16 protein-coding genes and 2 pseudogenes are annotated in these 13,544 nt (G+C 49.8%); 7 read left to right on the top strand and 11 right to left on the bottom strand.

Annotation, left to right across the window (positions count from 1 at the left end):
* Nucleotides 1-20 precede the first annotated feature (20 nt).
* Nucleotides 21-458: a heat shock protein HslJ gene (gene hslJ, locus APT89_RS03885; protein ID WP_041909737.1), complete on the top strand. Its 438-nt coding sequence runs from the start codon at nucleotides 21-23 to the stop codon at nucleotides 456-458.
* Here the strand turns inward: hslJ and APT89_RS03880 are convergent, their stop codons facing one another.
* A complete protein-coding gene (locus tag APT89_RS03880; RefSeq protein ID WP_028013313.1) occupies nucleotides 459-725 on the bottom strand; it encodes a putative hemolysin in 267 nt (88 codons plus the stop codon).
* A gap of 271 nt (nucleotides 726-996) precedes the next feature.
* Here APT89_RS03880 and nifJ point away from each other — a divergent pair, with 271 nt between their 5' ends.
* A complete protein-coding gene (gene nifJ, locus APT89_RS03875; RefSeq protein WP_060571761.1) occupies nucleotides 997-4,521 on the top strand; it encodes a pyruvate:ferredoxin (flavodoxin) oxidoreductase in 3,525 nt (1,174 codons plus the stop codon).
* A 389-nt stretch (nucleotides 4,522-4,910) separates the two neighbouring features.
* Nucleotides 4,911-6,071: a porin OmpC gene (gene ompC, locus APT89_RS03870; RefSeq protein WP_060571760.1), complete on the top strand. Its 1,161-nt coding sequence runs from the start codon at nucleotides 4,911-4,913 to the stop codon at nucleotides 6,069-6,071.
* Between the two features lie 332 nt (nucleotides 6,072-6,403).
* On the opposite strand, the gene APT89_RS24540 is transcribed toward ompC, so the two are convergent.
* The 6 genes and pseudogenes from APT89_RS24540 to APT89_RS24535 form a co-directional block, all read right to left on the bottom strand.
* The gene (locus APT89_RS24540; RefSeq protein ID WP_223239581.1) at nucleotides 6,404-6,481 is read right to left on the bottom strand and encodes a hypothetical protein; all 78 of its coding nucleotides are present in this window, start codon (nucleotides 6,479-6,481) and stop codon (nucleotides 6,404-6,406) included.
* 68 nt (nucleotides 6,482-6,549) lie between these two features.
* The gene (locus tag APT89_RS03865) at nucleotides 6,550-6,972 is read right to left on the bottom strand and encodes a GFA family protein (protein ID WP_041909734.1); all 423 of its coding nucleotides are present in this window, start codon (nucleotides 6,970-6,972) and stop codon (nucleotides 6,550-6,552) included.
* 3 nt (nucleotides 6,973-6,975) lie between these two features.
* Entirely contained in the window at nucleotides 6,976-7,173 is a 198-nt protein-coding gene (locus APT89_RS03860; protein WP_028013317.1) for a hypothetical protein, read from the bottom strand.
* A 64-nt stretch (nucleotides 7,174-7,237) separates the two neighbouring features.
* The gene (locus tag APT89_RS03855; protein ID WP_041909731.1) at nucleotides 7,238-7,666 is read right to left on the bottom strand and encodes a VOC family protein; all 429 of its coding nucleotides are present in this window, start codon (nucleotides 7,664-7,666) and stop codon (nucleotides 7,238-7,240) included.
* Nucleotides 7,667-7,761: 95 nt separating this feature from the next.
* Nucleotides 7,762-8,106 (bottom strand): DUF1294 domain-containing protein, encoded by a 345-nt coding sequence (locus APT89_RS03850; RefSeq protein WP_047365475.1) that lies wholly within the window; start codon nucleotides 8,104-8,106, stop codon nucleotides 7,762-7,764.
* A gap of 128 nt (nucleotides 8,107-8,234) precedes the next feature.
* Nucleotides 8,235-8,324, bottom strand: a pseudogene (locus APT89_RS24535) (ABC transporter); the annotation flags it as partial.
* Between the two features lie 65 nt (nucleotides 8,325-8,389).
* Between APT89_RS24535 and APT89_RS24780 the strand changes: the two are divergent.
* Together APT89_RS24780 and APT89_RS03845 are read left to right on the top strand one after the other, a co-directional pair.
* Nucleotides 8,390-8,494: pseudogene (locus APT89_RS24780) on the top strand (site-specific integrase); the annotation flags it as partial.
* 297 nt (nucleotides 8,495-8,791) lie between these two features.
* Nucleotides 8,792-9,466, top strand: a complete 675-nt coding sequence (locus APT89_RS03845) for an SOS response-associated peptidase (RefSeq protein ID WP_060571759.1) — start codon at nucleotides 8,792-8,794, stop codon at nucleotides 9,464-9,466.
* Nucleotides 9,467-9,517: 51 nt separating this feature from the next.
* On the opposite strand, the gene APT89_RS23175 is transcribed toward APT89_RS03845, so the two are convergent.
* The gene (locus APT89_RS23175) at nucleotides 9,518-9,718 is read right to left on the bottom strand and encodes a cold shock domain-containing protein (RefSeq protein ID WP_072201662.1); all 201 of its coding nucleotides are present in this window, start codon (nucleotides 9,716-9,718) and stop codon (nucleotides 9,518-9,520) included.
* Between the two features lie 299 nt (nucleotides 9,719-10,017).
* Here APT89_RS23175 and APT89_RS23170 point away from each other — a divergent pair, with 299 nt between their 5' ends.
* A complete protein-coding gene (locus APT89_RS23170) occupies nucleotides 10,018-10,236 on the top strand; it encodes a cold shock domain-containing protein (RefSeq protein WP_028013321.1) in 219 nt (72 codons plus the stop codon).
* Between the two features lie 241 nt (nucleotides 10,237-10,477).
* Here APT89_RS23170 and APT89_RS24525 read toward each other — a convergent pair whose 3' ends face one another.
* Nucleotides 10,478-10,642, bottom strand: a complete 165-nt coding sequence (locus tag APT89_RS24525; protein WP_219810710.1) for a YnfU family zinc-binding protein — start codon at nucleotides 10,640-10,642, stop codon at nucleotides 10,478-10,480.
* Between the two features lie 149 nt (nucleotides 10,643-10,791).
* Here APT89_RS24525 and APT89_RS23165 point away from each other — a divergent pair, with 149 nt between their 5' ends.
* Nucleotides 10,792-11,019, top strand: a complete 228-nt coding sequence (locus APT89_RS23165; protein WP_071993718.1) for a hypothetical protein — start codon at nucleotides 10,792-10,794, stop codon at nucleotides 11,017-11,019.
* A 675-nt stretch (nucleotides 11,020-11,694) separates the two neighbouring features.
* On the opposite strand, the gene APT89_RS03835 is transcribed toward APT89_RS23165, so the two are convergent.
* The gene (locus APT89_RS03835; protein WP_041909725.1) at nucleotides 11,695-12,963 is read right to left on the bottom strand and encodes a Y-family DNA polymerase; all 1,269 of its coding nucleotides are present in this window, start codon (nucleotides 12,961-12,963) and stop codon (nucleotides 11,695-11,697) included.
* Between the two features lie 2 nt (nucleotides 12,964-12,965).
* On the bottom strand, nucleotides 12,966-13,385 hold the full coding sequence (locus APT89_RS03830) for a translesion error-prone DNA polymerase V autoproteolytic subunit (protein WP_041909723.1): 420 nt from the start codon (nucleotides 13,383-13,385) through the stop codon (nucleotides 12,966-12,968).
* Between the last annotated feature and the right edge of the window lie 159 nt (nucleotides 13,386-13,544).

The raw sequence follows: 13,544 nt of genomic DNA, 5'->3' as shown, positions 1-13,544 counted from the left end.
TTTATTATTTGAGAAGAAAAATGAAAAAGCTCATCGCGTTAAGTGTTATCAGCCTTGTCCTCAGCGGCTGCGTTAATCCGGGCAAAGCATCCGTTCAGCCGGATCAGCTGAAGAGCCACCGTTTTGTTCTGGAAAACGTGGACGGCAAATCCGTGAAGGGCATGACAACGCAGCCTGAGATCGTTTTTAACGCGCTTCCCGACATTAGTCTCATTGATAACATTAGCGTTTCGGGCCAGATGTGTAACCGCTTCAACGGGCAGGGAAAGCTGTCCGAAGGTGAGCTAAAAGTGAAAACGCTGGCGATGACCCGCAAACTTTGTACCGAACCACAGCTTAACGAGCTGGATCAGGCCATTGGCGACATGCTGCGCAAAGGGGCGCAGGTCGACCTGACTGAAGACCAGCTGACGCTGGCGACGGCCGATAAGACGCTGATGTTTAAGCGAGCAGAATAATCAGTAGCTACCGCAGCTTCCAACGGCAAGCGACTGTTCACTACAGCGTTTGCCGTTTGGCAAGGCGCACATCCCAATAGCCGAACCATCAAGCTGGCGGGCAACAGACAGCGAGCCGCCAATCATGGCGCAGTTGGCCTGGCCTGAACTGGACATTGCCGCTTTCATTCCCGGCGCCACGTGGGCCGCCGTGGCCTGCTGCACAGGTTCACTGCTACATGCCGACAACAACAACGCGGCACACCCTACCCAAAATGCTGAACGCATGCTCTCTTCCCCGTAATTAGTGCGAAACCTAAGCATAATAGGCATCACATCCCGTGTCGTCGAGAGCGGAAGTGCGTATTTATGCGCCGCTGAAACAATTTCTCGCAATTTTTTCGCCCTAAGTTTGATCTAACCATTGATGGTGGGAATACCGAGGACACAAAAGCGAAAATCGTAAAACCCCCTGTTTGCTAGACTACACAGATAATATTCAGGGTTTGTCGCCTTATGACAGCCCCCTATTTTTTGCGCAATGTAAGGGTGTCGTCCTATGCAAACTATTGACGGTAATGGTGCAGTTGCCTCAGTCGCGTTTCGCACCAGTGAAGTTATCGCCATCTATCCGATCACGCCAAGTTCAACTATGGCCGAGCAGGCGGATGCCTGGGCGGGAAACGGGTTAAAAAACGTCTGGGGCGATGTCCCGAGAGTGGTTGAAATGCAGTCTGAAGCGGGTGCGATTGCTACGGTCCACGGAGCGCTGCAGACTGGCTCGCTTTCCACCTCGTTCACCTCCTCTCAGGGATTGTTGTTAATGATCCCAACGCTGTACAAACTCGCGGGACAACTGACCCCCTTCGTCCTGCACGTCGCGGCGCGTACGGTGGCCACCCACGCACTCTCAATTTTTGGCGATCACTCGGACGTGATGGCCGTGCGCCAGACCGGGTGCGCGATGCTGTGTGCCAGCAGCGTTCAGGAAGCACAGGACTTTGCCTTAATTTCGCATATCGCCACGCTCAAAAGTCGCGTACCGTTTATTCACTTCTTTGATGGTTTCCGCACCTCTCACGAAATCAACAAAATCGTCCCGCTGGCTGACGAGACTATCCTGGATCTGCTGCCACAGGCAGAAATTGACGCGCATCGCGCCCGCGCCCTTAACCCGGAACATCCGGTAATTCGCGGGACATCGGCAAACCCGGATACTTATTTCCAGTCACGCGAGGCCACAAACCCGTGGTACAACGCGGTTTATGACCACGTCGAGCAGGCAATGAATGACTTTGCTGCCGCAACCGGACGCGAGTACAAGCCGTTCGAATACTACGGCCATCCGCAGGCCGAGCGCGTGATTGTGCTGATGGGATCTGCTATCGGCACCTGTGAAGAGGTGGTCGACGAGCTGCTGACCCGCGGCGAAAAGGTCGGCGTGCTTAAAGTGCGTCTTTACCGCCCGTTCTCGGCTAAACATCTGCTCTCTGCCCTGCCGGAAAGCGCGCGTACCGTGGCGGTGCTCGATCGGACCAAAGAGCCGGGCGCACACGCGGAACCGCTGTATCTTGACGTGATGACCGCTCTCGCTGAAGCCTTTAATAACGGCGAACGTGAAACGCTACCGCGCGTTATCGGCGGTCGCTATGGCCTGTCTTCCAAAGAGTTTGGCCCGGACTGCGTGCTGGCCGTGTTTAACGAGCTAAGGGAAGCGAAACCCAAGCCGCGTTTCACGGTCGGCATTTATGATGACGTAACGAATCTTTCCCTGCCTTTACCGGAAAATACCCTGTCTGCAACAGCCAAACTTGAAGCGCTGTTCTACGGCCTGGGCAGCGACGGCAGCGTCTCGGCCACCAAAAACAACATCAAGATCATCGGCAATTCAACCCCGTGGTACGCGCAGGGTTACTTCGTCTACGACTCCAAAAAAGCCGGCGGTCTGACCGTTTCTCACCTGCGCGTCAGCGAGCAGCCCATCCGCTCGGCCTACCTGATTTCTCAGGCCGACTTTGTTGGCTGCCATCAACTGCAGTTTATCGACAAGTACCAGATGGCTGAGCGCCTGAAGCCCGGCGGTATTTTCCTCCTCAATACGCCATACAATGCGGATGAGGTCTGGGCGCGCCTGCCGCAGGAAGTACAGACGGTGCTGAATCAGAAAAAAGCCCGATTCTATGTGGTTAACGCGGCGAAAATTGCCCGCGAATGTGGCCTGGCCGCGCGTATTAATACCGTCATGCAAATGGCCTTCTTCCATCTGACCAATATCCTGCCGGGTGACAGCGCGCTGGTGGAACTTCAGGGCGCCATCGCCAAAAGCTACAGCAGCAAGGGGCAGGAGCTGGTAGAGCGAAACTGGCAGGCGCTGGCGCTGGCGCGCGAGTCGCTGTTCGAGGTGCCGCTGCAGCCGGTCAATGACGCCAGCCCGAATCGCCCTCCGGTGGTATCGGATGCCGCACCTGATTTCGTGAAGACCGTCACGGCCGCCATGCTGGCCGGGCTGGGTGACGCCCTGCCCGTCTCTGCGCTGCCGCCGGACGGAACCTGGCCGATGGGCACCACCCGCTGGGAAAAACGCAACATCGCCGAAGCGATCCCCATCTGGAAAGAAGAACTCTGTACCCAGTGTAACCACTGCGTCGCGGCCTGCCCGCACTCTGCCATTCGCGCCAAAGTGGTGTCACCGGAAGCAATGGAAGATGCCCCGGCCAGCCTGCACTCTCTGGATGTAAAATCCCGCGACATGCGCGGCCAGAAATACGTTCTGCAGGTCGCACCGGAAGACTGCACCGGGTGTAACCTGTGCGTTGAGGTCTGCCCGGCAAAAGATCGCCAGAACCCGGACATCAAAGCCATCAATATGATGTCGCGCCTTGAACACGTTGAAGAAGAAAAAGTGAATTATGACTTCTTCCTGAACCTGCCGGAAATCGATCGCAGCAAGCTGGAACGCATTGATATTCGTACCTCGCAGCTGATCACGCCGCTGTTCGAGTACTCCGGCGCATGCTCCGGCTGCGGTGAAACGCCGTACATCAAACTGCTTACCCAGCTGTATGGTGACAGGATGCTGATTGCCAACGCCACCGGCTGCTCGTCTATCTATGGCGGTAACCTGCCCTCCACGCCGTACACCACCGATGCGAATGGGCGCGGTCCGGCATGGGCAAACTCGTTATTCGAGGATAACGCCGAATTTGGCCTGGGCTTCCGACTCACCGTTGACCAGCACCGCGCGCGTGTGATGCGCCTGCTTGAACAATTTGCTGATAAGATCCCGGCTGAACTTAACGCGGCGCTACACGCAGAAGCCACGCCAGAGGTTCGTCGCGAGCAGGTAGCTGCACTTCGCAGCGCACTCAAGGGAATTGACGGCGCTGAACAGCTTCTGACCGACGCTGACGCCCTGGTCGAAAAATCGATCTGGCTGATTGGCGGTGACGGCTGGGCATACGACATCGGCTTTGGCGGGCTGGATCATGTGTTAAGCCTGACCGAAAACGTCAACATTCTGGTTCTGGATACGCAGTGTTATTCCAATACCGGTGGGCAGGCATCGAAAGCCACGCCGCTGGGCGCCGTCACGAAATTTGGTGAACACGGTAAACGCAAGGCACGTAAGGATCTCGGCGTGAGCATGATGATGTACGGCCACGTTTACGTCGCGCAAATCTCGCTGGGGGCGCAGCTTAACCAGACGGTGAAAGCCATTCAGGAGGCTGAAGCGTATCCGGGGCCGTCGCTGATCATCGCCTACAGCCCGTGCGAAGAGCATGGCTACGACCTGGCCCTCAGCCACGATCAGATGCGTCAGCTGACGGCCACCGGATTCTGGCCGCTCTACCGGTTCGATCCTCGCCGTGCGGACGAGGGCAAATTACCGCTGGCGCTGGATTCACGTCCGCCGTCAGATGCCCTGGCAGAGACGCTGATGCAGGAACAGCGCTTCCGCCGTCTGAATGCGCAACAGCCTGAGGTGGCAGAACAGCTCTGGAAAGACGCCGCAGAAGATCTGCAAAAACGGTATGACTTCCTGGCACAAATGGCGGGTAAAGCCGAAAAATCAACCAGCGACTAACTCCACTGCCCGGCTTGTCCGGGCATTTTTTTGGCATAAAAAAAGCCCGATGTCTTCACACCGGGCTAATCCAGATAATTAATGAATCTCTATTTAGTTTCCCAAATGACATTCACGATAATTATGGATAAATAATCTTAAAGGCATATAACGCCGCAGAGATTACCTGATTTAATCACCAATTAATAATTTTTATTTAATATGAATCATTTTTAATCATTCACCACAACAATGATCATTTCCGCGGATTTATTCCTTTGAGATTTTACTCAATTAGTAACAATTATATTTTATTACTCTTTCACAGGAGTGATTTAGCATGGGACAACTTTCGGTTTCAGAAAGTTCAACAGGTAATCAAATAAAAACAACTGCAAAGGAATATCACGATGCAAAGAAAAGTACTGGCTCTGATGATTCCAGCTCTGTTAATGGCTGGCGCCGCGCATGCGGCAGAAATTTATAATAAAGACGGCAACAAATTAGATCTGTACGGAAAAGTAGATGGTCTGCACTATTTCTCCGATGATGCCTCAAAAGACGGCGATCAAACCTACATGCGTCTGGGTTTCAAAGGTGAAACGCAGATTAACGACATGATGACCGGCTACGCGCAGTGGGAATATAACATTCAGGCGAATAACACCGAAGGATCTGATAATCAGTCCTGGACGCGTCTGGCCTTCGCGGGTGTCAAAGTGGGTGACTACGGTTCCTTCGATTATGGTCGTAACTATGGCGTGCTGTACGACGTGGAAGGCTGGACCGATATGCTGCCTGAGTTCGGCGGCGACTCTTACACCTATGCGGATAACTTTATGACCGGCCGCGCCAACGGCGTGGCAACCTACCGCAACACTGACTTCTATGGTCTGGTGCAGGGTCTGAACTTCGCGCTGCAGTATCAGGGCAGCAACGAAGGCAGCAATTGCGATGAGACGGGTTGCTCTCAGGAAGGGACTAACAACCGGACAGATAACAACATCCGCAATCAAAATGGCGACGGCTTCGGTATTTCAACCACCTATGATTTCGGCATGGGGTTCAGTGCCGGTGCCGCCTACGCCTCATCTGACCGTACAAATGACCAGGTAAGCGCAGGTACTGGCGCTGCGTCTCAATATGCGGGGGGTGATAAAGCGGATGCCTGGACTGCTGGCCTCAAATATGACGCAAATAATATCTACCTGGCGGCGATGTATTCTGAAACCCGTAATATGACGCCGTACGGTTCAGGTGATAGCAAATCAGGCGGCGGTATTGCCAACAAAACTCAGAACTTCGAAGTGACCGCACAGTACCAGTTCGATTTCGGTCTGCGTCCGGCCATTTCTTACCTGCAGTCTAAAGGGAAAGACCTGGGCAACGGTCAGGGCGATCAGGACCTGGTTAAATATGCGGACGTAGGCGCGACCTACTATTTCAACAAGAACATGTCCACCTACGTTGATTATAAAATCAACCTGCTGGATGAAGATGACAGCTTCTACAAAAACAACGGCATCAGCACCGACGATGTCGTTGCATTAGGCCTGGTTTACCAGTTCTGATGGTCAGAGCCCGCAGCGTCATGCGGGCTCTCCTTTTTTTGATGTTTGTCTCACAACAGCGCTTTATCGCGATATTGTTGAGGATAAGTTGAAAGAAAGCGGGTTAGACTGCGCCGATATCCCCCTCTTCATTAAGGATAACTGCGTTGTTTGGTCGTATATCCGTTACCATTCTGACACTTTTAGCATGCTTGTGGATGGCGTTAATCTTTGATTTTCGAGATATTGTCGGGCATCTCGGCACGCTGCTAAACCATCTGGATCACCATTAACAGTGAATCCCAGAAAAAAGCCACCAGCAGTGCCGGTGGCGGTCATACGCATTTCGAGCGTTATTTTTTCACGGGTTGAGGTTTTTTATCCCCTGATTCCGGGGCCTCACGCGGATCGTCTTTTTCTACACAGAGCATAATTCCTCCTGTTTTAGAAACCCACTTCCCACTATAGCCAGGCTGATAAAAAAAAGGCCAGGCGGTAATTAATCTTGATTGGTCTCTTTTTTGCGAAACGAGAGATAGCCAAAAACGCCGCTTTCGCCGTCGCTCGGATGGTTTACGCCATCCATCACCGTCACTTCTGGGAAATCAAACGGCGACACATTTTTAAAACAGGCCACATTGACGCCGTATTCATTTGGGTTAGAGCGACGCTGATGGAACGTGTAAATCCCGCAGACCGAGCAGAAGAAATGCCGCGCCGTCCCCGTGTTGAACCGGTACTCCGTCAGCTTATCCTCACCTCTGGTCACGGTGATACCCGACAGCGGTGCAGAGACCACAACCGCGCCCCGCATACGGCAAAAAGAGCAGCTGCAGCGCCGCGCGGTATTCAAGCCGTCAGTCAGTTCGACGGTAAAAGCCACCGCACCACAGTGGCACTGTGCATGACGAATGTCAGCCATTGGCTATACCCCTTTTCTTACCAGTTCGGCAGCTTTGAGAAAAACCTCATCTTCTACACCATCGCCTTTCTGCCTGCCCAGCCTGACAAGTTCGTTGACAATGCTGTCACGATCGATCGTTTTTTGCGATGAAACCAGCCCTATAACGGCAGCCCCAATCGCCAGCCCCACTAATCCTGTTTGTTCGTCTTTGTTCTTCATACTCATGCTCCTGATACAACAAACAAGCGTAGCAGGATTTTTCAGACCGTTTTCAGGCGTTTTACTATTTCGCCTGGATCGCTGTTATTCCGACACGCTGGCCGTATGAGAGCTCTAAGGTATTACCGTCAGGGTCGGCAAAAAATACATAATAGCCGACGGGGTCACCCAGATCTTCCGGCGCTTTCCTCAACACCCCTTCTTTAGCGGCCATCGCGGTTTTTCTGTCAATTTCTTCGCGCGTGGCGCAGGCAATCCCAAGGTGGCCAAAATGCCCCAGCGGCGTATCGGTCACGGTGTCCGCCTGCACCAGAACCAGCGCAAAAGGACGCGTATGGTCAGTTAGCCACGCCACTTTACGGGCAGTTGGAAGATCGGGCTCACGCGAATGGATGACGTCCATCCCGGCATATCGGCGATAGAAAACAAGGCTCTTCTCCAGATCCCTGACCATAAACGCAACATGAGTGAATCCTACATCAATGTCTTTCATTTTAAGATGTTACTCCTGTATCAACATGTCGTAGCCATCTTAAAAGTTCAAGTTAACTTGAGGTCAACGGTGAATTTGTGCGGTCCTGATGATGTTCAAAAAAGAATAAAGGGACAGAAATGATAAAGCGCCGCCGTGGCTAAAATATTCACGACGATGCTCAGCAAAAACCAGGTTTTGAAGGGTTGCTTCTGCGTTTTATGGCGAAAGAGCTGTTGGCCCAATATGGCGCCTGGCCACCCTCCCACAGTACCAAACGTCAGTAAAGTGACTTCCGGTATCCTGCGCATCGCTTTTCGTGCCGCCGTTTTGTCGACACCATAAATCGCTATCGTCAGCATATTAATCAGCAGAAACCACATGGCAAAAGGATACGAGGAAAAAAAGGTGCCAATCGCAGCGAAGATCAGCAGAACAAAACAAAAGCGATTCAATGTCATAGGGTCAGTCACGGAATATGTAAGCGTAGGTCGGGAAAGCATTATACGCTATCTTACGCATGTATCCGGTCAGGTGCTATCAGCCCGCTTTTGCATGCGGGCCTCAAAATGAATGACCTCTTCGACGCACCGAATTGCATTTTGTGAAGCTTCGCATACGCGCCGTCATGAGCAAGCAGTACCTTATGGCTTCCGCGTTCAACGATAACGCCAGTTTGTTTTGGTCCCCCCTCTCCCGGATAGCGAACAGAAAGCCGACTACGCTTTATTAGCTGTTGCGCAGAGTGTAAAACGTGCTGGCATTCGCCGCCGGAATCCGTACCATACGCGGCATACTTTTGCCTGCTGGCTATTATCTGCCGGCGCTAACCCGTCTTTCGCCGCTACTGGCTCCGAAGGTAGTAATAAATGCAAGAAAATCAACCAAATACAAAGAAAGAGCAATACAACCTGAATAAGCTACGCTGATTTTGCCAGCTCATTGATATCATTTTTTTATCAATACATTCAATTAGTTATATCATAGTATCTTCCCCCTAAAGCTACCCATAACTACATTTTTAGTGCCCTTTTTTTGCCCCTATTCCGCAGTTTTGCCCCCAAATTTGCCCCTAACTTTACCCAATGCGCACATCTTTTTCTCCCTGCCCTATACTTTTAGTCTGACATCTGGCTGGAGGTTTCTATGTGTGGGCGTTTTGCACAAGCTCAAACGCGTGAAGAATACCTGGCTTACCTGGCCGATGAAGCCGATCGCGACATCGCATACGACCCTGAGCCTATTGGACGTTACAACGTGGCGCCAGGTACCAAAGTTCTGTTGCTGAGCGAACGTGACGAGCAGCTGCATCTCGATCCGGTCCTGTGGTCTTACGCGCCCGGGTGGTGGGATAAAGCACCATTGATAAACGCGCGTGTCGAGACAGCGGCCACCAGCAGGATGTTCAAACCTCTCTGGCAGCATGGCCGGGCAATCTGCTTTGCTGATGGATGGTTCGAGTGGAAGAAGGAAGGCGACAAGAAGCAGGCATATTTTATTCACCGGGCAGACGGTCAGCCGATATTTATGGCCGCGATCGGCAGCATACCGTTTGAGCGAGGCGATGAAGCAGAAGGTTTTCTGATAGTAACGTCTGCCGCTGACAAAGGCCTAGTGGATATTCACGACCGCCGGCCCCTGGTCCTATCGCCAGAAGCGGCCCGGGAATGGATGCGCCAGGATGTTGGAGGAAAAGAAGCGGAAGAGATTGTATCTGACGGCTCTGTACCAGCTGAGATGTTTGTCTGGCATGCTGTGACCCGTGAAGTAGGAAATGTAAAAAATCAGGGGAGAAAATTGATAGAACAAATAGATATATAATCTGATGTACTTTTGATGTGTACTTTATATTTGGTTTAATATTATCTCCCTTTAAGAAAGAAATATATTTGCAGCCATCGGACCACTAAGCCCATTTATACGATAAAATTCAACACGAACGCCAGGTTTTAACGTTTGGCTTTCATTATTACTAAATGCGGAAAAATGTAAAAAAACATCTTTCCTGCCATCTGATGGGATAATCAATCCCTTTCCGCTCTTGAAGTCAAAACTTTTGACAATTCCTATCATTTTACGAGATAAATATTTTCCTAATGGCAATCCAGATTTAACTATACAGGATTGGTTAATAATAGCCAAACCTATTTTATTGGACTTCCGGAAGGCTAAAATAAAATTTGCTTAATCTTTCAGCACGTGCCTTAATGGTTTGGCTGATTCATTGCGATGATGAATCTAACTTTTCCAAAAGCCGTTCTCATAACTAGGTGTTATCTCTGATATCCCTCCTTTTGAGTCCATACATATACCAGCATACGTTTCTTATCATGAGCTTGCTTGTCAGTTTGAAATGTTCAAACGGAGTTTGTATGTCATCTAAAATCATAGGTCTTGTTAAGTGGTTTAACGAAGATAAGGGGTTTGGCTTTATCTCCCCACTTGATGGAAGTAAAGATGTTCTTGTTCACACTTCTTCCCTGCGGGGAGAAACATTTAATACCCTTTTTGAAGGACAAAAAGTCAAATTCGCTATCATAGCTGGAACTAAAGGTCCAATCGCTGCCAATGTAACACTTTGCGATAGATAATTTTAGATGGTTTACGTAAGCCAGCATGACTTTATCAGTGAAAGGTGATGTTCGGTTACTCACATCATTACAACAGGCCAGCATATTTACTTACCATCAAGTTTGCTGACCGATGTGATGAAATGCAGGACTGCTGCATGAACAGTCTCAAAGCAGAAGCTAACTGCTTATAAAATACTAAAGTGCGTAAGAGGTTAGGCAACCTCCAAAAGCATCACTTCTTATTTTTTAATAATTTTTTTTAGAAGCGCTGGGAAGATTTGAACAAAGCGCTACAGTATGGGCACACCAGCTGAGCCCCCTTTTGTACACGATTGTAACTATGTTCAGAATCTTTTGAGCAGATTGGACAAGGGCATTTTACTAAATAATTTCGGCGGAATTGAGAGTTTTTACGTGCAGACATAGACTTCTCCAGTTCAAATGGACCGCTACAGTACACGTAAAGGCAGCATAATGCTTGTTTTAATTTCGAGAGAGGTGACATAACGTGAATAAGCCAAACCCTTTCGAACAACCACGAATCTCAAAAAGCCATCAAATACAGTGGGATATATGAAAAAAGTAATCATTTTCTTTAATGGTAAACCAAGTAAAGTTATCACTGTACTTAAAGGCGTGACGTCAATACGCGAAGAATATCCTAATGGAGAAGAGGTAAACCTTCAGATCATGTCAGCCGGTTTTCCCTCTTTAACAGGTGACCATGAAGTTGTCTATGTTGCATCAGATCGAGAACTTACTTCTCAGGAAATACTAGATGCAGCCCAGAAGTATCTTTAAGATACCCAGACACACAGGCAAGACCAGTGTAAAAAATCACAATTATAATAGTAATTATTTATTATTAACGCCTGCTAATCGCAGGCTTTTTTTTCATAATACACACAACCATTTATTTTCTTGCAAATCAAACAGAGGAGTTAAACTTCCAGTACACTCATTCCTCGATTTACAAGGTCAAGCAGTTTCTTAATGGGAGTCCAAAAAAGATGGAGCAGAGAAATTAAAAAAATGACTCTATCAAATGCTTCATAGGATTATATGTTTAGACTCATCCCCAATGACGACTTTACTAATGATCAGCCCGGAAGACAAAACATCAACTATTGCTTCAAGACTCAAAAGTAAAAGATGATTACCACTTTTAAAATTATCATCACTTAACATAATTTGAACATGGACGCGGCAAAAAGTATGTAAAACTTCAATAAATACCGTATCATTTATTGAATGTAGCTGTTACATTGGATTTGATGATGAATCCTCCTCAGCGGCAGGGCTAATTAACCTGATGAATTATGTATCAAGCGGCTCATCATGTATTTCTGAAGCAGCGAGTCAAGAGTGGTTAGTTCAATGACTCACCGGGAGGCACCCGGCATCATATCCGTAAACCCCTGTGTACTTGCAGGGGCTTATTTACATCATAAATCTCTGAACGGGCCGATTAGAGAATCACCTTATTTTTAAGAGATCTGAATATCTTGTAGTATAACGTGGAGATAACATTTCCCGTTTCATCTGCCAGTGCTGCTGTATACCCTGCCCGGCAAAGTAAAGCGTTCCTTTACCGTCTTTCGCGTTCAGATGATCCAGCACCTCCATCAACCTTTCGCTACCTGCCCTCGGGGCGTTCTCGTCAAACAAGTTGAGCTGTGCTACCCCTTGGCTGAAAAAATCCCCAAGCATGATTCCTGCCTTCTGATACCGGTGACCTTCCTTCCAGATTTTGTCCAGGCACTTTACCGCGGCGTTGATGATGTCGCGGGAATCTTGGGTTGGGGTGAAAAGCTTCATGGACGCGCTGTTACCGTAATACGGCTCATTAAGCGCAAAGGGAGAGGTTTTCACGAAGGCCGAGATAAACCGGCAATACTGATGCTCACCGCGTAGCTTTTCAGCGCCTCTGGCGGCATAGGAGCAAATGGCCTGCCTCATTTGTTCGTATTCAGTGACGCGTTCACCGAAAGACCGGCTGCAGACGATTTCCTGCTTTGTAGGCGCAAATTCCTCCAGATCGAGACAGGGCTCGCCGCGCAGCTCCCGGACAGTTCGCTCAAGGACGACATTAAAGTGCTTTCGAATAATCCACGTACTCTGCTCAGAGAGGTCCAGAGCCGTTTTAATGCCCATAGCGTTCAGCTTCTTGCTGATGCGCCTGCCGACTCCCCAGACGTCCTCCACCGGAACCAGAGCAAGCAGTCGGCGCTGGCGATCGATATTGGATAGGTCCACTACCCCGCCCGTTTGCCGCTGCCATTTTTTGGCGGCATGGTTTGCCAGCTTCGCCAGTGTCTTTGTCTGGGCAATGCCAATACCCACCGTCAGGTGCGTACGCTTCAGAACTGTAGCGCGGATCTCTTTCCCGAAGTCTGTCAGGTCACGACAATTTCGAACACCAGTCAGGTCACAAAAAGCTTCATCGATACTGTAAATTTCGACTTGGGGACTCATTTCCTCCAGCGTCGTCATTACCCGGTTCGACATATCAGCATACAGCTCATAGTTGCTGCTGAAGCAGACAACGCCAGCGCGCCGGAATAGCTCCTTTTGCTTAAAGAACGGCTCTCCCATAGTAATTCCAGCGGCTTTGGCCTCGGCGCTGCGCGCGATTACGCAGCCATCATTATTTGAGAGAACGACAACCGGCCGCCCTCTCAGGTCCGGCCTGAATACAGTCTCGCATGATGCGTAGAACGAATTCACATCACAGAGCGCAAACATGTTCAGCTCGCCGATTTAACGATAAAAGTCACGACGCCGAAGACGTTCAGGGTGTCCTCGCTGCCAACAACTATAGGACTGTAGGCGCTATTCATAGGGTTGAGCTGAACGGTCGGGCGTAACTGCAAACGCTTAACAGTGAACTCCCCTTCCACCGCGGCGATGACAATGTCACCATGCTCAGCAGTCCTGGAGCTGTCCACCACCAGCAGATCACCGTCGCTGATCCCTGCTTCGATCATAGAATCACCTGCGGCTTTGACGAAATAAGTTGAACTCGGATGAGCGACAAGTAACTCATTGAGATCGATGCGCTGTTCAACGTAATCAGCTGCGGGGCTTGGGAAACCACACTGTACTAAGTCACTGAAAAGCGGAAGAGCGATAATTTCTCGCAGTTCTGTTGGCCTGATGAATTCCATTGCATACACCTCAAATACTGTTTTTATATACAGTAGTTTTATTTGTAAGTGTCCGCAAGATACAGGCCCTATCGTCACTGCTTAAAGCTTCGCCGTTTCGTTTCTAAGTTTATCTCTCGTTTCGAATTATCTCTTTTGTAAATTTTTCAATAATGGCGC

It is taken from the genome of Enterobacter sp. 50588862 (assembly GCF_001462935.1).
GTDB lineage: Bacteria > Pseudomonadota > Gammaproteobacteria > Enterobacterales > Enterobacteriaceae > Enterobacter > Enterobacter bugandensis.
The sequence above is the reverse complement of the archived record's forward strand: the minus strand, read 5'-3'. Positions and strand labels throughout refer to the sequence as shown.